The following is a 20,511-nucleotide window of genomic DNA, read 5'->3' as shown; positions in this document are numbered from 1 at the left end:
AAAGGGGGTTGGGGGGGAGGTGGGGGTGAAGAAACTCCAACCACCCCCCCGCACCCGGTCAGCCCGCCGCCGCGTCCGCCGCCTGTGCCCGTAGCGCGCGGTCGATGCCTGCCCGCGACTCCGTCACCAGACGCCTCAGCGCCGCCGTCGGCTCGGCGGACGCCAGCCACGCGTCCGTGGCGTCCAGGGTCTCCGGCGAGACCTGGAGCGAGGGGTACAGGCCCACCACGATCTGCTGCGCCATCTCATGGCTGCGGCTGTTCCAGACGTCCTTCGCCACCGCGAAGTACTTCTCCGCGTACGGCGCCAGCAGCTCCCGCTGATCGGTCTGGACGAAACCGCCGATCACGGCTTCCTGCACCGCGTTCGGCAGCTTGTCGCTCTCCACGACCGACGCCCACGCCTCCGCCTTGGCCTGCGGTGTCGGCCGCGCGGCCCGCGCCGTCGCGGCGTGCCGCTCGCCCGCGGAGGTCTTGTCGCGCTCCAGCTCCGCCGCGATGGCGGCCTCGTCCGCCCGCCCCGTGGCGGCGAGCCGCTCCAGCAGGGCCCAGCGCAGCTCGGTGTCGATGGTCAGGCCCTCGATCGTCTCGGTGCCCTCGAGCAGCCCGGAGACCAGGTCCAGCTGGGCGTCGGTGCGGGCGGTCGCGGTGAAGGCACGCGCCCAGGCCAGCTGGTGGTCGCTGCCCGGCGCCGCCGCCCGCAGGTGGTCCAGCGTGGCCTCGGTCCACCGGGCCAGGCCCGTCTCACGCCAGTCCGGCGCCGCGTACAGGTCCAGGGCCAGCTTCACCTGGCGGTGCAGCGACTGGACGACGCCGATGTCCGACTCCTTGGCGATGCCCGAGAGCACCAGCGCGAGGTAGTCGCGGGTGGCCAGCTCGCCGTCGCGGACCATGTCCCAGGCCGAGGCCCACGACAGCGCGCGCGGCAGCGACTCCTCGAAGTCGCCCAGGTGCTCGGTGACCACGGCCAGCGAGTCCGGGTCCAGCCGGACCTTCGCGTAGGTGAGGTCGTCGTCGTTGAGCAGGATCACCGCGGACCGCTTCGTGCCGGTCAGCTGCGGTACCTCGGTCAGCTCGCCGTCCACGTCCAGCTCGATGCGCTCGGAGCGGATCAGCTTGCCGGTCGGGTTGAGGTCGTAGAGCCCGATGGCGATGCGGTGCGGCCGCAGGGTTGGCTCGCCCTTGGCGCCCGGCGGGAGCGCCGGGGCCTCCTGCCGCACCGCGAAGGAGGTCACCGTGCCGCTCGCGTCCGTCTCGATCTCCGGCCGCAGCACATTGATGCCCGCCGTCTCCAGCCACTGCTTGGACCAGGTCTTCAGATCCCGCCCGCTGGTCTCCTCCAGCGCGCCGAGCAGGTCCGACAGCCGGGTGTTCTGGTAGGCGTGGCGCTTGAAGTACGCCTGGACGCCACGGAAGAACTCGTCCATCCCGACGTACGCGACCAGCTGCTTGAGCACCGAGGCGCCCTTGGCGTACGTGATCCCGTCGAAGTTGACCAGGACGTCGTCCAGGTCGTTGATCTCGGCCATGATCGGGTGGGTGGACGGCAGCTGGTCCTGCCGGTAGGCCCAGGTCTTCATGGAGTTGGCGAAGGTGGTCCAGGAGTGCGGCCACCTGCTGCCCGGTGCGTGGGCCTGGCAGGCGATCGAGGTGTAGGTGGCGAACGACTCGTTCAGCCACAGGTCGTTCCACCACTCCATGGTGACCAGGTCGCCGAACCACATGTGGGCCAGCTCGTGGAGGATGGTCTCGGCGCGCGTCTCGTACGCCGCGTCCGTCACCTTGGAGCGGAAGACGTACTGGTCGCGGATGGTCACCGCGCCCGCGTTCTCCATCGCGCCCGCGTTGAACTCCGGCACGAAGAGCTGGTCGTACTTGGCGAACGGGTACGCGTAGTCGAACTTCTCCTCGAACCACGCGAAGCCCTGCCGGGTCACCGCGAAGATCGCGTCCGAGTCGAGGTACTCCGCGAGCGAGGGACGGCAGTAGATGCCCAGCGGCACCGAGCGGCCGTCCTTCTCGTAGGAGCTGTGCACGCTGTGGTACGGGCCGACGATCAGCGCGGTGATGTACGTGGAGATGCGCGGGGTCGGCTCGAACCGCCAGACGTTGTCCTTCGGCTCCGGCGTCGGCGAGTTGGAGATCACCGTCCAGCCCTCGGGCGCCGTCACGGTGAACTGGAACGTGCCCTTCAGGTCGGGCTGCTCGAAGTTGGCGAACACCCGGCGGGCGTCGGGCACCTCGAACTGGGTGTAGAGGTACGCCTGCTGGTCGACCGGGTCGACAAAGCGATGCAGCCCCTCACCGGTGTTGGTGTACGCGCAGTCCGCGACCACCCGCAGCTCGTTGCGCCCGGCGAGCAGCCCCGGAAGCGCGATCCGCGAGTCCTTGAAGACCTCGTTCGGGTCGAGCGCCTCGCCGTTCAGCACCACCTCGTGCACCGTGGGCGCCACCAGGTCGATGAACGACTCCGCGCCCGACTCGGCGGCGTCGAAGCGCACCGTGGTCACGGAGCGGTAGGTACCGCCCTCCTGGGCGCCGCTCAGGTCCAGTTCGATCTCGTACGCGTCCACCGTGAGGAGGCGCGCCCGCTGCTGCGCTTCCTCCCTTGTGAGGTTGGTGCCAGGCACGTCGGCTAACTCCCGTTCGTCATGTGCGGTACGCCATGCGTCAGGCGGATGGCCATCCTCGCACGTCGGACGGTCGGTGCCGGTAGACATTTCGTCCCCCCGGGGGGAGCGGCCGCCGGGCCGCTCCCCGCCGGGCCGGGACGCGTGCGTCCGAGCCGAGACTCGGGCGTCAGGTCAGGTCGGCTGCCACCAGCTCGGCGATCTGCACCGCGTTCAGCGCCGCGCCCTTGCGCAGGTTGTCGTTGGAGAGGAACAGCGCGAGACCGTGCTCGACCGTCTCGTCCACCCGGATCCGGCCCACATAGCTGGGGTCCTGGCCCGCCGCCTGGAGCGGGGTCGGGATCTCCGAGAGCGCCACGCCCGGGGCCGCGGCCAGCAGCTCATAGGCGCGCTCCACGCTGATCGGACGCTCGAAGCGGAGGTTCACCTGGAGCGAGTGGCCGGTGAAGACCGGGACCCGGACACAGGTGCCGGACACCTTCAGCTCCGGGATCTCCAGGATCTTGCGGCTCTCGTTGCGGAGCTTCTGCTCCTCGTCGGTCTCGAACCGGCCGTCGTCGACGATCTTCCCGGCCATCGGGAGCACATTGAACGCGATCGGGCGGGCGTAGACCCCGGGCTCGGGGAAGTCCACCGCCGCGCCGTCGTGGGTCAGCTCGGCCGCGCGGTCGGCGGTCTTGCGGATCTGGCCGTCGAGCTCGGCCACGCCGGAAAGACCGGAGCCGGAGACGGCCTGGTAGGTGGTGGCCACCAGGGCGGTGAGTCCGGCCTCGGCGTGCAGCGGGCGCAGCACCGGCATGGCGGCCATCGTGGTGCAGTTCGGGTTGGCGATGATCCCCTTGGGGCGGTCCACCGCGGCGTGCGGGTTGACCTCGGCCACGACCAGCGGCACCTCGGGGTCCATCCGCCAGGCCGAGGAGTTGTCGATCACGACCGGGCCCTGCGCGGCGACCTTCTCGGCCAGCGCCTTGGAGGTGGCGCCGCCCGCGGAGAACAGGACGATGTCCAGACCGGAGTAGTCGGCCGTGGCGGCGTCCTCGACGGTGATCTCGGTGCCGCGCCACGGGAGCGTACGGCCGGCCGAGCGGGCGGAGGCGAACAGCCGCAGCTGCTCGGCCGGGAAATCACGCTCGGCGAGCACCCTGCGCATCACTCCGCCGACCTGGCCGGTCGCTCCGACGATTCCGATCCTCATATCAGCCCTTTTCCTTGGTTGTGCCTGTTCGAGGCGCCTACCCTCCTGGCAAGTGTCTCAGGCGGGTCCGTTACCGTCCCGTGATGTATCCCACGGTGAGGGCGGTTCCCGGATATGGCGGGGGCGGTTCCCAGATCTGATGAACGCCGAGTGAGCGGAAGAATTCCTGTTCACAAGGGCGCGATGACCGTTTGCTGCCGCCAAGATCCACGTGTGGAGATCGGCGACCCGCGTTGCCGTCTCGTTCACTCCCAAGCCATCCCCGATGCCAACGATCCGAGGTGAGGGCAGCGTCGCTGCCCGCCCGTCACCGCGTGTCCACTCGGGGAGATCGCGCATGTCCCGCATACGGTCCGTACGGTCCGCCGCAGCTGCCGTCGCCACCCTCGACCGGCGCACCTTCCTCGCCGCCGCCACCGCCACCGGTGCCACGGCCGGCCTGGGAATCGCCTTCGGTCCCGGCAGCGGCTCGGCCGGTGCCTCGCAGCCCGCCACCGCGCACGCCGCGGGCCGCCGGGTGGTGCAGGCCCCGGCGGCGCCCTCGACGGCCGGTACGACGCTGGAGACGTTCTCGGCCGCACACGGCGCCACCGGCTACCGGCGGCTCGCCGACGGCCCCGCCTGGGCCCGCGAGGTCCGCACCGAGATCACCGGCGCCAAGGGCGGCCGCGCGGACCGGCGCACCGCGCTCGCCTCGTTCGTCCAGCTCACGGATCTGCATCTGACCGATGTCCAGCACCCGATGCGCTACGAGTTCCTGCGCTCGGGCCGCGCCGGGGCGTGGCGGCCGCACGAGGCGCTGACCATCGCCGGGGTCGCCTCGCTCATCGAGCGGATCAACGGGCTGCGCGGCGGACCGGCCACCGGGGCGCCGCTGTCGTTCGTCATGACCACCGGCGACAACACCGACAACAACGCCAAGATCGAACTGGACTGGTTCCTGACCGCCATGAACGGCGGCCGGATCACCCCCAACACCGGCGATCCGCGCCGCTACGAGGGCGTCCAGAACAGCGGGCTCAAGGAGTTCTGGCACCCCGAGGAGGCGCTGCGCGACTCCGACAAGAAGGCCGGCTTCCCGCGCATCGACGGCTTCCTGGAGGCTGCGCTGCGCACGGTCAACAGCCCCGGGCTGCGGCTGCCGTGGTACTCCACCATCGGCAACCACGACGATCTGGCGGGCGGTGTCTACTCGCTCGGCCACGACTACTACGCGGACTTCGCCACCGGGAAGCGCAAGCTGGAGATCATCCCGGCCGCGGAGGCCGAGGCGATCTACAAGGGGACGCGCAAGGGGGCCGACCCCAAGGGCGCGGATCTGAAGGCGCTGCTCGACGCGCATGCCAAGGACATGCGCACGGTCACCCCCGACGAGCGCCGCGCGCCCTTCACCCAGACCGAGTACCTGGCCGCGCACCTCGACCCGGCCGCCACCGGCTCCGGTCCGGTCGGCCACGGCTACACCAAGGCCAACCTCGAGCAGGGCACGCTCTACTACTCGTTCCGGATCTCCGAGAACATGATCGGCATCAGCCTGGACACCACCGACCCGGGCGGCCACTACACCGGTTCGCTCGGCACCGCCCAACTGCGCTGGCTGGAGCGGACGCTGAAGGCCCACAAGGACGACTACGTGATCGTCTTCAGCCACCACTACAGCCGCAGCCTGGACAACATGAACCACGACCCGGGCCGCCCGGGCGAGGCCCGGCACGGCGGCGACGAGATCGTCGCCCTCTTCCAGCGCCACCCCAAGGTGCTGGCCTGGATCAACGGCCACAGCCACCAGAACGAGATCACCCCGCGCGGCACCTTCTGGGAGATCACCACCGCCTCGCATGTGGACTTCCCCCAGCTGGCCCGGGTGTTCGAGGTCGTGGACAACCACGACGGCACGATCTCCCTGTTCACCACGCTCATCGAGTCGGCCGCGCCGCACCGTACGGACTTCTCGGACCTGTCCCAGACCGGTCTCGCGGCCCTCTACCGCGAGCTGTCCTTCAACGCGCCCGGCGCCAGCCAGAAGCTGGCCGGCGACTCGACGGACCGCAACACCGAGCTGCTGCTGCGCAAGCCCTGAGCCGTCCGGCGGGCGCCTCAGCGCGGCAGGACCACCACATAGGGGGCCGGGTCGCGGTCGGCCGCCGCGATCAGGGCGGTACGGACCACCGCGGCCTGCTCCTCCGGTGACTCCCGGAGCCTCTTCGGGGTCACGCGCACGACCGTGATCCCGAGCCGCTCCAGGTGCTCGCGCTTGCGGCCGAAACCGCCGCGCCAGAGCTCCTCGTCCTGGCGCGGCGCCCGGGCGTCGATCTCCACCGCCACCGCCTGCTCACGCCAGTAGGCGTCCACCCCGCCGAGGGCGGGCCCGCCGGGCAGCCGCAGCTCCACGTTCCACAGCGGCTCGGGCAGATGGTGGCCGCGCACCATGTCGTACAGCCGCCCCTCGGCGATCGCCCGGCCCTCGGCGAGCAGCGCGTCCACGGCGTCCACGACATGCGGCCGGGACAGCAGCCGGGCCGAGTTCAGCTCCGCGACCACGGCCGCGGCCTCGCAGTGACCGTGCCGCACGGACTCGGTGAGCAGCCTGCGGACCAGTACGGCGTCGGTGAGCCGGGCGACGGCGTCGGCGAGGGCGGAGGCCACCGGTGCGGTGGGCACCCCCGCGAGGTACTGGGGGGCGGGCAGGGCGCCGGCCCGGACGAAGCGGACGAAGCCGGTGGCGCGCAGCCGCCGGGTGCGCGGCACCAGGACGTCGATGTGGTCGAGGGAGGCCAGCGGGGGAGCGGAGGAGAAGTGGCGCAGGGCGAGCGCCGCCAGCCCGGTGATCATCGCCTCGCCGCCCGGCTCGCCGCCGTCCGGCGCCGATCCGTCGGCGCCCTGGCCACGGCTCGCGGTGTACAGCAGCGCGGCCAGCAGCCGCTCCTCGCTGGTCGCCGGGCCCGGGTGGAGCAGATGGACGCCCGGCAGGATCTGCTGCCAGGGCCCGTCGGCCCGGCAGCGCTCGGCGGCGACGGACGCGGTCACACCGTGCTCGCGCAGCTGACGTGTCGTCAGGACCCGGCGCTGGACGTCCGAGAGGTGATGGAGGGGGCGGGGGGACAGCGGCGTGTTGTGGCTCATGCCACCGCCATTCCCGCGCCCGCTCCACCCGCTAACCGCTGTTACACAGTCGTCGACAAAAGCGGACAACACCGTACTAAAGTACGGCAGTTCGAATGCCGAAAGGAGCTCCCCCGCTTCTTCCGAAGGAGCCCCCCGCTTCTCCCGGAGGAGCTCCCGCTTCGGTCGAACGTGTGCGTCAGCCGGCCGCCCGCGCGTCGCACTCCTGGCCGCGCAGGGCGCGGGCCAGGTCGTCGCGGGCCTCCAGGACCAGCCGGCGCAGCGCGGGGGCCGCGTCCGGGTGGCCGTCCAGCCAGGCGTCGGCCGCCTCCAGGGTGGGGGTGTCGCCCTGGGCGGCCGGGAACAGGCCGCGCACGATCGCCATCCCGATCTCGATCGACCGCTCCTGCCAGACGCGCTCGATCACCTCGAAGTAGCGCGGTGCGTACGGCGCCAGCAGCTCCCGCTGCCCCGGCTGGTCGAAACCGGAGATGGTGGCCTCCACCAGGGCGTTGGAGAGCCGGTCGGACTCCACCACCGCGTCCCACGCCTCGGCCTTGACCGCGGCGGAGGGCCGGGCGGCCAGGCACCGCACCTGGTGGCGCTTGCCGGAGGCGGTGTCGTCGCGGGCCAGCTCGGCGCCGATCAGCGCCTCGTCGGCCTGACCGCTCGAGGCCAGCGCGGCCAGGAACGTCCAGCGCAGCTCCTGGTCCACATCCAGCCCGTCGATCCGGGCCGTGCCGTCCAGCAGCCCGCGCAGCAGCCGCAGCTCGGCGTCGGCGACGGCCACCTGCGCGAAGAACCGCGCCCAGGCCAGCTGGTGCCCGCTGCCGGGCTCGGCCAGCCGCAGCTCGCTCAGCGCGCCCTCGGCCAGCCGGACGGCGGCCTCCTCGCGCGCCTCCGGCGCCGAGTAGTGGTGCAGGGCGGACAGCGCCCACGCCTGGACCATCTGGAGCACCCCGATGTCGCTCTCGGCCCCGGCGAACCGCCGCACCAGCTCCAGGTAGTCGCGGGCGGGCAGCAGCGCGTCGCGGGTGAGGTTCCACAGCGCGGACCAGCTCAGGGCGCGGGCGAGGGGGTCGGTCAGCTCGCCGAGGTGCTCCCGCAGGGTGTCCAGCGAGCCCTCGTCGAAGCGGATCTTGCAGTAGGTGAGGTCGTCGTCGTTGACCAGGATCAGATCGGGCCGGGAGGCGCCGGTCAGCTCGGGGATCACCGTACGGGGGCCGTCGACGTCCACCTCGGCGCGGGCGTAGCGCACCAGCGCCCCGGGGCGCTCCCCGGCCGGGGCCTCCTTGCGGTACAGCCCGACGGCCACCCGGTGCGGCCGCAGAGTGCCACGCGGCGGAGCCGCACCATCGGAACCAGCACTGTCGGCGGCCTCCTGGATCACCGCCAGCTCGGTGATGTGCCCCTCGGCGTCATAGGTGGCCTGCGGGGTCAGCGTGTTGACCCCCGCGGTCTCCAGCCAGGCGCGCGACCACGTGGCCATGTCCCGCCCCGAGGTCTCGCCGAGCACCGACAGCAGGTCCGACAGCCGGGTGTTGCCGTACGCGTGCCGCTTGAAGTAGCGCCGCGCGCCCTCCAGGAAGGCGTCCTGCCCGGCATAGGCCACCAGCTGCTTGAGCACGGACGCGCCCTTGGCGTAGGTGATCCCGTCGAAGTTGAGCTTGGCGTCCTCCAGGTCACGGATGTCGGCCGTGATCGGATGGGTGGACGGCAGCTGGTCGGCGCGGTACGCCCATGCCTTGCGGCGGTTGGCGAAGGTGATCCAGCCGTCGGTGAAGCGGGTCGCCCCGACCAGCGAGAAGGCCCCCATGAAGTCGGCGAACGACTCCTTGAGCCACAGGTCGTCCCACCACTCCATGGTCACCAGGTCGCCGAACCACATATGCGCCATCTCGTGCAGGATGACGTTCGCCCGGCCCTCGTACGACGCCTGGGTGACCTTGCCGCGGAAGATGAACTCCTCCCGGAAGGTCACACAGCCCGGGTTCTCCATCGCGCCGAGGTTGTACTCCGGCACGAACGCCTGGTCGTACTTGCCGAACGGGTACGGATAGTCGAAGTGGTCGTGGAAGAAGTCCAGGCCCTGCTTGGTGACGGTGAAGATGTCATCCGCGTCGAAGTGCTTGGCCAGCCCCTTGCGGCACAGCGCGCCCAGCGGGATCTCCAGCGCCGAGCCGTCCGGCAGTGTGCGGCGGTAGAGGTCGCTCTCGTAGTGGTACGGACCGGCGACCACGGCCGTGATGTACGTCGAGATGGGCCGGGTGGTCACGAAGTGGCTGGTCGTGGTGGCATCGTCGGCGCCGGACGGCACCACCCGGTCCACCGCCCCGTTGCTCAGCACCGTCCAGCCCTCCGGGGCGGTCACCGAGAAGGTGAACGGGGCCTTGAGGTCCGGCTGTTCGAAGTTGGCGAAGACCCGGCGGGCGTCGGCCGGCTCGTACTGGGTGTAGAGGTAGACCTCGCCGTCCTCCGGGTCCACGAAGCGGTGCAGTCCCTCGCCGGTCCTGCTGTACGCGCACTGCGCGTCCACCACCAGCTCGTTCTCCGCGGCGAGGCCCTCCAGCGCGATCCGGGAGCCGTCGAAGACCGCCGCCGGGTCCAGCTCCCGCCCGTTGAGCCGCACCGAGGTCACCGAGGGCGCCAGCAGATCGGCGAAGGTCGCCGCGCCCGGCTCGGCGCAGCGGAAGCGGATCGTGGTGGTGGAGCGGTAGGTGCGCGGCCCGGACCCGGTGTGCTCACCCACCGCGGACCGCAGATCGAGCGCCACCTCGTAACCCTCGACGGCCAGCAGCTTCGCCCGCTCACGGGCCTCGTCACGGGTCAGGTTCTCACCGGGCACGACGCGGCTCCCTCGCCAATGTCTCGCATCTCGGATATCGGACAGCGGAAATCATGTCACGGGGCACCGACACACGGCATCGGGGAATGAGCCCCCTTCCGCGTGCGTTGGCTGAAGCAGCCAGCGCTCTATTCGTTTGCGATACCAACGCGCCCGCTTGAGGAGAAACCGTGACCGATACTGCCAAGACGCCCGCCGATTTCTGGTTCGATCCGCTGTGTCCCTGGGCCTGGATGACCTCGCGCTGGATGCTCGAGGTGGAGAAGGTGCGCCCGGTCGAGGTGCGTTGGCACGTCATGAGCCTGGCCGTGCTCAACGAGCCCAAGCTCGATGAGCTGCCCGAGGAGTACCGCGAGCTGCTGAAGACCGCCTGGGGCCCGGTCCGGGTCTGCATCGCCGCCGAGCAGAAGCACGGCAGCGAGGTCCTCGGCGCCCTCTACACCGCCCTCGGCACCCGCTTCCACAACCAGGGCCTGGAGAAGAACCGCGAGACGATCGTGGCCGCCCTCGAGGAGGCCGGCCTTCCCGCCGAGCTCGCCGACTTCGCCGACTCCGACGCGTACGACACCGAGCTGCGCGCCTCCCACAAGGAGGGCATCGACCTGGTCGGCCAGGACGTGGGCACCCCCGTGATCGCCGTCCCGGGCGCGGACGGCGAGCAGATCGCCTTCTTCGGCCCCGTGGTCACCCCGGCCCCCAAGGGCGAGGACGCCGCCAAGCTCTGGGACGGCACCCTGATGGTCGCCTCGATCCCCGGCTTCTACGAGATCAAGCGGACCCGTACGGTCGGCCCGATCTTCGACTGACCCTTCCTCCGCTCCTCCGCCGTCGCCACGGCAGGGCCCCCGCGCGAGTCGACCGCGCGGGGGCCCTATTTCTGTCGGCTTCCGTGGGGTCAGCCGCGGCGGCCCACCAGCTTCCAGGCGGCCGGCAGCGCGCCCATCGCCAGGGCGGCCTTCAGGGCGTCACCGATCAGGAACGGGGTCAGCCCGGCCGCGATCGCCTCGCCGAGGGAGATGTGGGTGGCCAGCGCCAGGTACGGGACGCCCACGGCGTAGGTGACCGCCGAGCCGACCGCCATGGTGCCCGCGGTGCGCAGCACCCCGCGGTCGCCGCCGCGTCGGGCGAGCGCGCCCACCACGGTGGCCGCCAGCAGCATGCCGAGCACATAGCCGAACGACGGCATGGCGGCACCGGAGCTGCCCTCGGCGAACCACGGCACGCCCGCCATGCCGACCAGGGTGTACAGCGCCAGCGACAGGAAGCCGCGCCGGGCCCCCAGCGAGGTGCCCACCAGCAGGGCGGCGAAGGTCTGGCCGGTCACCGGCACCGGCGAGCCGGGGACGGGCACCGAGATCTGGGCCGCGAGGCCGGTGAGCACGGCGCCCCCGACGACCAGCGCGGTGTCGCGGGCCAGGACGCGCCGGGCGGGAAAGATCGCGTCCGCGAGGACCGTACCGGGTGTGGCGGCGGCAGAAACCGTGCTCATCAGCGATGCTCCCAGGTCAGAGGGTGGATACCGCGACGCTAACCCAGCGTGGGGGCCGCGGACACCGTCGGATGGCCACAAAGCCGGACGCAGCGGCTTGGCAGCTTCCGGCAGACGGCCTTGATACGGAGCGTGAGGCAAGTGTCCGATATCCAGAAAAGATTGTCCGCGATGTTGTCCCCATGGGACACGCCCTTCACACTAGGGGCGTTTTGCATCCGTCACCGGCGCTCGTAAGGGACAGAGAAGAAGAATGAACCGGACATCCGCGTCCTCGACGCCATCCGGCGCCGCCGAGGCGACCGGCACGGGCGCGAGCGCCACGCCGCCGCTCTCCCACGGCCTCAAACAGCGCCATCTGTCGATGATCGCCCTCGGTGGCGTGATCGGCGCGGGGCTGTTCGTCGGCTCCGGCGCCGGAATCGCCGCCGCCGGTCCGTCGATCGTGGTCGCCTACGCGGTGTCCGGGCTGCTGGTGATGCTCGTGATGCGGATGCTCGGCGAGATGTCGGCGGCCAACCCGGCCTCCGGCTCGTTCTCCGTGCACGCCGAGCGGGCGATCGGGCCCTGGGCGGGGTTCACGGTGGGCTGGATGTTCTGGATCCTGCTGTGCGTGGGCATCGCCGCCGAGGCGATCGGCGCCGCCGGGATCATGGTCCAGTGGTTCCCGGGCAGCGAATCCTGGATGTGGGTCGCCCTCTTCATGGCGATGTTCTGCGGCACGAACCTCGCGGCGGTCAGCAACTTCGGCGAATTCGAGTTCTGGTTCGCCGCGCTGAAGATCGCCGCGATCACGATCTTCCTCGTCCTGGGCGTGCTCGCGATCCTCGGCGTCCTCCCGGGCACCGACGCCCCGGGCGGCGCCCATCTCAGCGGTGACGGCGGCTTCCTGCCCAACGGGGTGAACGGCCTGGTCGTCGGCCTGCTGGCCTCCGTCTTCGCGTACGGCGGCCTGGAGACGGTGACGATCGCGGCGGCCGAGTCCGAGAACCCGGTCAAGAGCGTCGCGGGCGCGGTGCGCACCGCGATGTGGCGCATCGCCCTCTTCTACGTCGGCTCGATGCTGGTCGTGGTCACGCTCATCCCGTGGAACGACAAGTCCGTGGTGGAGAACGGCCCGTACGTGGCCGTGCTCAACCACCTCGACATCCCCGCGGCCGGCGACATCATGAACGTGATCATGCTGATCGCGCTGCTCTCCGCGATGAACGCCAACATCTACGGCGCCTCCCGGATGTCCTACTCCCTGGTCGCCCGCGGCGAGGGCCCCGCCTTCCTGGGCCGGGTCACCGGCGGCGTGCCCCGCCTCACCGTGCTCGCTTCCTCCTTCTTCGGCTTCGTCGCGGTGCTGCTCAGCTACTGGTGGCCGGACACCATCTTCAAGTGGCTGCTCAACATGGTCGGCGCCGCGGTGCTGGTGGTCTGGGGCTTCATCGCCGCCGCCCAGCTGCGGATGCGGAGCCGCTTGCAGCGGGAGGCCCCGGAGAAGCTCGTGGTGAAGATGTGGCTCTTCCCGTATCTGACCTGGGTCGCGTTGGCCGCCACGGTCGGGGTGCTGCTGCTGATGCTGCGCGAGGCCGATACCCGCAGCCAGCTGTACGCCACGGCGGTGATGGCGATCGCCCTCGCGATCATCGGCTTCGTACGGCAGCGGGTGGCGGTGGCCCGCCAGGAGGGCTGATCAGGGCTGGGCTTCGGCCTCGGCTTGCCAGGCGGCGAGCGACTCACGGTTCTGTATGACGAACGGGTGCTCGGGACCGAGCACCCGTTCGCGGCGCTCGGTCACCTCTTGGAGCGCCGTGATGGCTTCGTCCAGCTTGCCCAACCCACGGGCGACCCGAGCCTTCAGGTTCAAGGCGGCCAGAGTCTGCGGGTGATCGGGACCTTGGAACCGGATGCGCTCGGCCAGAGCACGGCGGGCCACCGGCTCCGCCTCCACATACCGGCCCAACACCCTCAGCCCCTCGGCATGGTTGTGGTGGGCCATGAGGGTCGCGAGGTGGCCGGGGGGCAACGCGCGCTCACAGTCCTCGACGACCCGGGCCTCCTCATCGAACTCCTCCGAGTCGCCGAGCCGGGGCAGAACCTCGAGGAGCCACGCTCGGCTGAAGAGCGTCTCCCCGGCATCCTCGCCGAGCACCCGCCGCTGCCCGGTGATCGCGCGTCGCAGCAGCCGCACCGCTTCTTCCACCCGGCCGAGGATGGCGACCGGGACATGGAGAACGGCACACGTGCGCAGAGTGTCGGGATGGTCGACGCCGAGAATCCGCTCGCGGCTCCGCAGCACCTGCCTGAGTGTCGTCTCCGACTCCGTGTAGCGCCCCATGCGGTGCTGGGTCCGGCCCATGATGTGGCGCGCGCTCAGGGCCACGGGGTGCTCCTCGCCCAGAAGGCGTTCGGCCTCGTCCGCGACGGCCAGGGACATCGACAACGCCACTGCGAAGTCACCAGCCGTGAAGAGCTGTTCCACGACGCGTACGGCCAACCGGGCCGCCCCCTCGCCCGGAGAGCCGCGCAGCAGACTGGAGGCGTGCGGCGCCAGCAGCCTCAACTCGGTGCGCGTCTCGACCGGTGCGGCATCCTCCGGCGGCAGCGTCGCCTCCAGCAGTTGCCCCGCCGCCTCGGCCAGCACCCCACGCTGCTCGTCCGGAATCCCGGCCGCGACGCTGTCCAGCAGCACCCCATGAGCCTGTACGCACCGACGGCCGTCCGCCTCGACCATCCCGATCAGCGAATGGTCCAGCAACCCGCGCAGCGCTGGCTCGACCCGGTCGGCCGCGAGTGGCGGGTCGAGGTGGCCGAAATCCACCTCACCGCGAGCCACCGGCATCAGCAAAGAGATCGGCACCGGGTCCGCCGCCCAGCAGGACAGCAGCCGTAGCAGCGTCGTGGCCTCCGGCAGGCCCTGTCCGGCGAGGGCGTCCAGGGACAACTGCCAGGTGCGGCCGACGAGATGGCGGGACTGGCCGCTGCCGGTGCTCGCCGCGCCCTGGTCGACGAGTGCCGTCGAGTCCTCACTCAGTTTCCGGTCGTACTCGTCCATGGACCACGACTCCAGAAGTTGATGCGACAGATGCGAGCCCGCCAGGGTCAGGGCGAGCGGCAGACAGCCCAGCCGCCGTGCCACCTTCTGCGCCGATTCGACGGTGCCCGCGTCCGGGGCCAGGTCGCACAGGACCTGCGCCGCGTCGTCCAGGGGCAGTACGCCCAGCGAATGGCTCGCCGACCCCGTGCCCCGCCACAGCGGCGACGTCGCGTGCCGCGTGGTCACCAGGACCGTGCCCAGCGGGCTGGCGCGCAGCCAGCCGCCCTCCTCTAGGACCGTCGGGTCGTCCGCGTTGTCCAGGACCAGCAGCCAGCGCTGGGCGGAGTGGTCCAGGTAGTGCCAGACCAGGTCGGCCGCGGCGCGCTGGCCGCCCGCCGCGGCGGCCAGCTCCCCGGTGGTCGCGCCCCGGTCGCCCGCCACGGCGAGCATGCCCGCGCGCAGGGAGATCCGCTCCGAGGCGTTCACCCAGAGCCCGTCGCGTCCGTGGTCCCTTACGGCTTCCGTGAAGAGCGCGTGCGCCACCGCCGTCTTGCCGCAGCCGCCCAGGCCGTGCAGGACGTGGACGTCGCCACCGGGCCCGGTGACGGCCGCTCGCAGCCGCTCCATGAGGTCGGCGCGGTCCCGCAGGATGCCCGGTGCCCGGCCGACCAGCGGCACCCTTACGGAGTCCGGGACCGCCGCGCCCTGGGGCGGCCTCGGGCCGACCGATTGCGGTGCGAGGAGGGACCCCGTTCCGGCCCCGTAGTGGTGGTGATGCTCCTCGATGTACTGGTCGCCGCCGGTCTGGAAGACCCGGCCCTGACCCGACGCGCGGCCGTCGATCGGCATGGGGTCGCTCACCGTTCGCTGATGTGCTGGTCGCGCCCGGCCTGGTAGACCCGGCCGCTGCCGGACGCCTCGGCCGTCATACGGATCTCGCCGACCGCGGGCCGCTGATCGGGGAGGCGGGGGCTCAACTCGTCGAGGATGCGGCGCAGTTCGTCCGCCACCTCGGGCTGGGCCAGCAGCAGCCGACGCACCCGGCCCTGCCATTCGGCGGCCAGCTCCGCCTCGGACTCCGCGTCGCCCGTCTCGCGCGCGAGCAGCAGATCGTCGCGGCTGGCCTCGAACTCCTCGCTGATGCCGTCGGCTCTGTTGGGCTGGAACCTCTGCCAGAGCGAGACCAGGCCGTCCCTGGCCGACTCCCAGGCAGTGGTGGCCATCAGCGTGACCATGGTGGTGCCCGCCGTCCTGGCGAGATCGGCGATCTGCGGATCCATGCCCTCCCCCTTCGAGCGACCTTTGATCATAGGGCCGCCGTTCGCCCCGTACAGGGATCGGATCAGGCCACTACGGACGGACGTCGCCGCAGGGCCGCGCCGGAGGGTGTCGCGGCAGGGTCCGGAAACGCTCTTGCTGCTAGCCTGTACTTGCAAGTTAATTGCAATAAGCGGTCCGAAGGGCTTCGCATGGCCATCTACACACTTCCTGAACTTCCGTATGACTACTCGGAGCTGGCACCGGTCATCAGCCCCGAGATCATCGAGCTGCACCACGACAAGCACCACGCCGCGTACGTCAAGGGCGCCAACGACACGATGGAGCAGCTCGCGGAGGCGCGGGACAAGGATCAGTGGGGCTCGATCAACGGGCTCGAGAAGAACTTGGCCTTCCATCTGTCCGGCCACATCCTGCACAGCATCTACTGGCACAACATGACCGGTGACGGCGGCGGCGAGCCGCTGGAGAGGGACGGGGTCGGGGAGCTGGCCGACGCCATCGCCGAGCACTTCGGCTCCTTCGCGGGCTTCAAGGCCCAGCTGTCCAAGGCGGCCGCCACCACCCAGGGCTCGGGCTGGGGCGTGCTGGCGTACGAGCCGGTCAGCGGGCGGCTGGTGGTCGAGCAGGTCTATGACCACCAGGGGAACGTGGGGCAGGGCTCGGTGCCGATCCTGGTCTTCGACGCCTGGGAGCACGCCTTCTACCTCCAGTACAAGAACCAGAAGGTGGACTTCATCGAGGCCATGTGGAAGGTCGTCAACTGGCAGGATGTCGCGCGTCGTTACACGGCGGCCAAGGAGCGCGCCAACAACCTGCTGCTCGCCCCGTAACCCGGAGCGCCCACCAGACCCCTGCCTGCGTGATCGTCTTCTCACCGAACACCGGGCAGGCGGAAAACGGGCCCCCGCGCGGTCGACTCGCGCGGGGGCCCCGCCGTTCAGCCGCCGATGGCTTGGACGCCGTCGGTGCCCGGGAGGTCCTGGACGGTGATGGTGTCCGGGCCCCCGCTCACGGTCACGGTGTTGGCGCCCTTGGCCAGGGAGAGCAGGACGGAGACGGTGCGGCGGGCGGTGGGGGAGCCGGTGGGCGGCAGGGCGAGCGTGGTGGCGTACTGGCCGCCGACGCGCAGGGTGGCGGTGCGCGGGGCGGTGCCGCCGTTCGCGTAGGTGATGTCGGCCAGTTTCAGCCCCGCCGTCCCGGCGGTGACGGTGAAGGAGCCGGTGGTGCTCTGGTACGCGGTGCCGGGGGCCTCCGTGCCCGAGACGGTCAGCAGCATGGCCTCCCCGGCCGGGACGGTGGCCGTGTAGCCGCCGCCGTGGGTGCCCACCGAGGCGCGCTTCCAGACGTCACGGACGGAGGCGGGGGCGCCGGTCAGCCCGAGATCGGTCCAGCGGGCGGTGATGGGCTTGGCGGCGGAGGTGCGGTTGAGCAGCAGCACGGCGCGCTTCCCGGTGCCGGACAGCACCTTGGCGTACACCTGGAGCCCCGCCGCGGCCTCGGCGACCTTCACGCCCTGGAGTCCGCGCGGGTCCTGATCGACGGCGATGACCTCGGGGTTGGTGAGGGTGCCCGCGGTCTGGCGCGTCATGGTGGTGAGGTCGTTCCCGGCGAGCAGCGGGGCACCGGAGACCGCCCACAGGCTCATATGGGTGCGGTCGAGCGTGGCGTTGGAACCCCTCATGCCGACCATGAGCATGTCCGGGTCGTTGTAGTAGCCGGTGTGCTGGGCGGTGGGGTGGAGGCCCTGGTCGAAGTTGGACAGCATCGCGGTGGCCGAGGGCGTCTGGCCCCAGTAGATGATGTCGGTGCTGGTACGCCACAGATCGCCCACGCCCGCGGCCCAGTTCCACGGCCGGCCCGAGCCCCATTCGCACAGCGACAGCACCAGGCGGCGGCCGGTGACGGCGGTCGCCGCCTTGTTGGCCTCGCTGATCGCCCGGTAGGTGGTCTCCTGGTCGAGCCCCTCGTCCTGGCCGCCGCACCAGTCGACCTTGACGTAGTCGAAGCCCCACTCCTGGAAGGCCCGCAGATCCTGCTCGTAGTGGCCCTCGCTGCCGCTGCCCGGGGCGGGCGGGGTGCCCGGCGGGGTGGGGTAGAAGTAGCCGCAGCCGTTCTTCCCGGCGTCGGTGTAGATCCCGGCCTTGAGCCCCTTGCTGTGGATGTAGTCGGCGATGGCCTTCATCCCGCCGGGCCACTGCTCGGTGTCGACGGTGATGTTGCCCTTGCTGTCGCGAGTGCCCCACCACCAGCCCTCGTCGATGTTGACGTACTCGTACCCCGCCTCGGCCATGCCGGACGACACCAGGGCGTCCACCTGGGCCTTGATCGTGTCGTAGTCGATCTGGCTGGCGAGGCTGTTCCAGGAGGCCCAGCCCATGGGCGCGGCGGGTACGTCGATCTGCGGGGCGGCATCGGCGGTGGGCACCGCGTCGGCCGAGGGTGCCGCGTACGCGACATTGCCCACCCCGGTGGCGGTCAGCAGAGCGGCCAGCAGCGCCCCGGCCAGGCGTCCGGGCCGTGGCCGTCCCAGCCGTGGGCGGTCGGGGCGGGATAAGCGCGGCAGGCGGCGGAGGCGGGGACGGAGGCGGAGGCGGCGAGGAACGAGACGCATGAGGAACCACTCCCATTCGATATGTCGAACCGTGTTCGCGATATGGGCCGTAGCTGGTCTCCGAAGGATTCTGTGGACCCGGTCGTTCGGTGACAAGAGGTGTGCGTGGGGAACCTGTCCCCTGACGTCACCCGCCCCGAGGGAGTTCTTACCGTGGCCCGGCGGGCGGCGGTCGCGCGGCTGAGCCCGAAGGCGGTCATCTCCGCAAAGGGCCCCCGCGCGGATGGCTCGCGCGGGGGCCCGGCAGGGGCTTGCGGGGTTCAGCCCACCGGTTCCGGCTCGCGGTCCCGGTAACGGCGCAGCGCTCGGGCGGCCATCGGGCCGGCCAGGGCGATCAGGGACAGGAGCAGGATCGCCGCGGAGAGCGGGCGGGTGAAGAAGATCGTCCAGTCGCCCTCGCTGAAGGCCATCGCACGGCGGAACTGGGTTTCCGCCATCGGGCCCAGTACGGCGCCCAGGATCAGTGGGGCGACGGGATAGCCGGTGCGGCGCATGCCGAAGCCCAGGAGGCCGAAGAGCACCGCGATGCCGAGGTCGACCGCGTTCTGGGAGAGGGCGTACACCCCCAGGGCGGCGAAGACCAGGATGCCCGCCGTGAGCAGCGGGCGGGGCAGCCGGAGGAGCTTCACCCACAGCGGGATCAGCGGCAGGTTGAGCACCAGCAGCATCACGTTGCCGATGTAGAGGCTGGCGATCAGCGTCCAGACCAGCGCCGACTGGGTCTCGAACAGCTGCGGGCCGGGCTGCACGTTGTACATCTGGAACGCGATCAGCAGCACACCGGCCGTCGCCGAGGTGGGGATGCCCAGCGTCAGCAGGGGCATCAGCACTCCGGAGAACGCGGCGTTGTTGGCGGCCTCGGGGCCGGCCACGCCCTCGATGGCACCCTTGCCGAACTCCTTCTTGTGCCGGGACAGCCGCTTCTCCACGTTGTAGCTGAGGAACGTGGGGATCTCAGCGCCGCCCGCGGGCAGGGCGCCGATCGGCAGCCCGATCGCCGTACCCCGCAGCCACGGCTTCCAGGACCGGCGCCAGTCCTCCGGGCTCATCCCGATCCTGCCGCCCACCGGGAGCATCTGCTCCTCGGGCGCCCGGCGCATCCGGGCCGCGGTGTAGAGCGCCTCCCCGATCGCGAAGAGGCCGACGGCCACGGCCACGATCTGGACGCCGTCGTACAGCTCCGGCACCCCGAAGGTGTAGCGCGCCTGGCCGGTCAGGCTGTCGATGCCGACGAGCCCGATGGCCAGGCCCAGGAAGAGGCTGCACAGCCCGCGCGCGGGGGCGTCGGCCACGACCGCGGTGACCGTGGCGAAGGCGAGGACCATCACCGCGAAGTACTCCGCGGGCTGGATCTTCTCGGCGATCTGCGCCATGGCCGGGCCCGCGAAGGTGATCCCGACGGTGGAGATCGTGCCCGCCACGAACGAGCCGATGGCGGCCGTGGCGAGCGCGGCCCCGGCGCGCCCGGAGCGGGCCATTGGATGGCCCTCCAGGGTGGTGGGGACCGACGCGGTCTCCCCGGGCACGTTCAGCAGGATCGCCGTGGTGGAGCCGCCGTACATCCCGCCGTAGTAGATGCCCGCGAAGAGCACCAGCGCGCCGGTGGGGTCGAAGACGAAGGTGAGCGGGAGCAGCAGCGCCACCGTGGTGGCGGGGCCCAGGCCGGGCAGCACGCCGACCAGCGAGCCGAGCGTGCAGCCCGCGAACGCCAGCAGCAGGTGCAGAGGGCTGAACGCGCTGCCGAAACCGCCCATGAGGTCGTTGAGGACATCCATGGTCAGAACGCCAATCGGACGATGCCGGGCGGCAGATGGATGCCCAGCAGACGGTCGAAGAGGAAGTACACGGCCAGCGCGAGCACCAGGCCGATCAGTGCGTCACGGAGGATCCGCCGGCTGCCGAGCACCCGCGCGACCAGCGCGAAGAGCACGGCGGTCGACTGCCAGTAGCCGCAGGGGGCGAGCGCGAACAGATAGCCGACCAGCAGCGCCAGCAGGGCCGCCACCGGACGCCACTCGGTCAGCCGGGCCTCCTCGCGCGCCTGCTCGGTCAGCGCCGGATCGCTGCCGCGGAACGCCTGGACGACGGCGACCGAAGCTGCCACGCACAGCCCCACACCGACCAGCAGCGGGAACGCCCGGGGGCCCACGTCCTGGTCGATGGCCCCCTCGGGGATGGCGAACGCCCAGCCCAGCACGGCCACGCCCGCCGCGAGGAAGAGCAGCGCGGCTATCCGCGGGCTCCAGGGCCGCTCGTCGGGCGGGGCGGCGGCGCCCGCGGCACCGTTCGCCGGGTTCGCCGTGGCGTCCCTCGGGCTCATCGTTTCGTCCCGCG

The 20,511-nt window shown here is 71.2% G+C and carries 14 protein-coding genes; 4 read left to right on the top strand and 10 right to left on the bottom strand.

Translation table 11 applies throughout. The features are described from left to right. Nucleotides 1-58: 58 nt before the first annotated feature. On the bottom strand, nt 59-2,629 hold the full coding sequence (gene pepN, locus ACT2CW_RS26830; RefSeq protein ID WP_445518534.1) for an aminopeptidase N: 2,571 nt from the start codon (nt 2,627-2,629) through the stop codon (nt 59-61). A 169-nt stretch (nt 2,630-2,798) separates the two neighbouring features. Then, entirely contained in the window at nt 2,799-3,824 is a 1,026-nt protein-coding gene (locus ACT2CW_RS26825; protein ID WP_037945886.1) for an aspartate-semialdehyde dehydrogenase, read from the bottom strand. A gap of 337 nt (nt 3,825-4,161) precedes the next feature. Here ACT2CW_RS26825 and ACT2CW_RS26820 point away from each other — a divergent pair, with 337 nt between their 5' ends. Beyond that, entirely contained in the window at nt 4,162-5,904 is a 1,743-nt protein-coding gene (locus ACT2CW_RS26820; protein ID WP_182470337.1) for a TIGR03767 family metallophosphoesterase, read from the top strand. Nucleotides 5,905-5,921: 17 nt separating this feature from the next. On the opposite strand, the gene ACT2CW_RS26815 is transcribed toward ACT2CW_RS26820, so the two are convergent. Both ACT2CW_RS26815 and pepN (ACT2CW_RS26810) read right to left on the bottom strand, forming a co-directional pair. Next, on the bottom strand, nt 5,922-6,947 hold the full coding sequence (locus ACT2CW_RS26815) for a hypothetical protein (protein WP_445518533.1): 1,026 nt from the start codon (nt 6,945-6,947) through the stop codon (nt 5,922-5,924). Nucleotides 6,948-7,125: 178 nt separating this feature from the next. Continuing rightward, the gene (gene pepN / locus ACT2CW_RS26810; protein ID WP_445518532.1) at nt 7,126-9,771 is read right to left on the bottom strand and encodes an aminopeptidase N; all 2,646 of its coding nucleotides are present in this window, start codon (nt 9,769-9,771) and stop codon (nt 7,126-7,128) included. 170 nt (nt 9,772-9,941) lie between these two features. Here pepN (ACT2CW_RS26810) and ACT2CW_RS26805 point away from each other — a divergent pair, with 170 nt between their 5' ends. Further along, nucleotides 9,942-10,577, top strand: a complete 636-nt coding sequence (locus ACT2CW_RS26805; RefSeq protein ID WP_445518531.1) for a mycothiol-dependent nitroreductase Rv2466c family protein — start codon at nt 9,942-9,944, stop codon at nt 10,575-10,577. 89 nt (nt 10,578-10,666) lie between these two features. Here ACT2CW_RS26805 and ACT2CW_RS26800 read toward each other — a convergent pair whose 3' ends face one another. Further along, nucleotides 10,667-11,260, bottom strand: coding sequence for a biotin transporter BioY (locus ACT2CW_RS26800; protein ID WP_445518530.1), 594 nt, complete (start codon nt 11,258-11,260; stop codon nt 10,667-10,669). A 253-nt stretch (nt 11,261-11,513) separates the two neighbouring features. Here ACT2CW_RS26800 and ACT2CW_RS26795 point away from each other — a divergent pair, with 253 nt between their 5' ends. Then, a complete protein-coding gene (locus tag ACT2CW_RS26795; RefSeq protein ID WP_445518529.1) occupies nt 11,514-12,941 on the top strand; it encodes an amino acid permease in 1,428 nt (475 codons plus the stop codon). Here the strand turns inward: ACT2CW_RS26795 and ACT2CW_RS26790 are convergent, their stop codons facing one another. Together ACT2CW_RS26790 and ACT2CW_RS26785 are read right to left on the bottom strand one after the other, a co-directional pair. Further along, nucleotides 12,942-15,146 (bottom strand): tetratricopeptide repeat protein, encoded by a 2,205-nt coding sequence (locus ACT2CW_RS26790; protein WP_445518528.1) that lies wholly within the window; start codon nt 15,144-15,146, stop codon nt 12,942-12,944. It lies immediately after the preceding gene. Then, a complete protein-coding gene (locus tag ACT2CW_RS26785; protein WP_445518527.1) occupies nt 15,143-15,565 on the bottom strand; it encodes a hypothetical protein in 423 nt (140 codons plus the stop codon). The genes ACT2CW_RS26790 and ACT2CW_RS26785 overlap by 4 nt, the downstream gene beginning before the upstream one ends. Before the next feature lie 189 nt (nt 15,566-15,754). On the opposite strand from ACT2CW_RS26785, the gene ACT2CW_RS26780 reads away from it, so the two are divergent. Next, entirely contained in the window at nt 15,755-16,396 is a 642-nt protein-coding gene (locus tag ACT2CW_RS26780) for a superoxide dismutase (RefSeq protein WP_037945901.1), read from the top strand. A gap of 107 nt (nt 16,397-16,503) precedes the next feature. On the opposite strand, the gene ACT2CW_RS26775 is transcribed toward ACT2CW_RS26780, so the two are convergent. The 3 genes from ACT2CW_RS26775 to ACT2CW_RS26765 all read right to left on the bottom strand — a co-directional run bounded on the left by ACT2CW_RS26775 (nt 16,504) and on the right by ACT2CW_RS26765 (nt 20,497). Next, nucleotides 16,504-18,177: an alpha-galactosidase gene (locus ACT2CW_RS26775; protein WP_445518526.1), complete on the bottom strand. Its 1,674-nt coding sequence runs from the start codon at nt 18,175-18,177 to the stop codon at nt 16,504-16,506. Nucleotides 18,178-18,437: 260 nt separating this feature from the next. Then, nucleotides 18,438-19,952 (bottom strand): tripartite tricarboxylate transporter permease, encoded by a 1,515-nt coding sequence (locus tag ACT2CW_RS26770; RefSeq protein WP_445518525.1) that lies wholly within the window; start codon nt 19,950-19,952, stop codon nt 18,438-18,440. A 2-nt stretch (nt 19,953-19,954) separates the two neighbouring features. Further along, entirely contained in the window at nt 19,955-20,497 is a 543-nt protein-coding gene (locus tag ACT2CW_RS26765; protein WP_445518524.1) for a tripartite tricarboxylate transporter TctB family protein, read from the bottom strand. Between the last annotated feature and the right edge of the window lie 14 nt (nt 20,498-20,511).

This window comes from Streptomyces sp. NEAU-174 (assembly GCF_052665095.1).
Note: the sequence above shows the minus strand (reverse complement) of the source record. Positions and strands in the feature narration are given on the sequence as shown.

Bases quoted from the DNA above. Each gene is read 5' to 3' on its own strand.
- ACT2CW_RS26775 (WP_445518526.1), bottom strand. From the start codon at position 18,177: ATGCGTCTCGTTCCTCGCCGCCTCCGCCTCCGTCCCCGCCTCCGCCGC.
- ACT2CW_RS26815 (WP_445518533.1), bottom strand. From the start codon at position 6,947: ATGAGCCACAACACGCCGCTGTCCCCCCGCCCCCTCCATCACCTCTCG.
- ACT2CW_RS26780 (WP_037945901.1), top strand. From the start codon at position 15,755: ATGGCCATCTACACACTTCCTGAACTTCCGTATGACTACTCGGAGCTG.
- ACT2CW_RS26825 (WP_037945886.1), bottom strand. From the start codon at position 3,824: ATGAGGATCGGAATCGTCGGAGCGACCGGCCAGGTCGGCGGAGTGATG.
- ACT2CW_RS26800 (WP_445518530.1), bottom strand. From the start codon at position 11,260: ATGAGCACGGTTTCTGCCGCCGCCACACCCGGTACGGTCCTCGCGGAC.
- ACT2CW_RS26785 (WP_445518527.1), bottom strand. From the start codon at position 15,565: ATGGATCCGCAGATCGCCGATCTCGCCAGGACGGCGGGCACCACCATG.
- ACT2CW_RS26765 (WP_445518524.1), bottom strand. From the start codon at position 20,497: ATGAGCCCGAGGGACGCCACGGCGAACCCGGCGAACGGTGCCGCGGGC.
- ACT2CW_RS26795 (WP_445518529.1), top strand. From the start codon at position 11,514: ATGAACCGGACATCCGCGTCCTCGACGCCATCCGGCGCCGCCGAGGCG.
- ACT2CW_RS26820 (WP_182470337.1), top strand. From the start codon at position 4,162: ATGTCCCGCATACGGTCCGTACGGTCCGCCGCAGCTGCCGTCGCCACC.
- ACT2CW_RS26770 (WP_445518525.1), bottom strand. From the start codon at position 19,952: ATGGATGTCCTCAACGACCTCATGGGCGGTTTCGGCAGCGCGTTCAGC.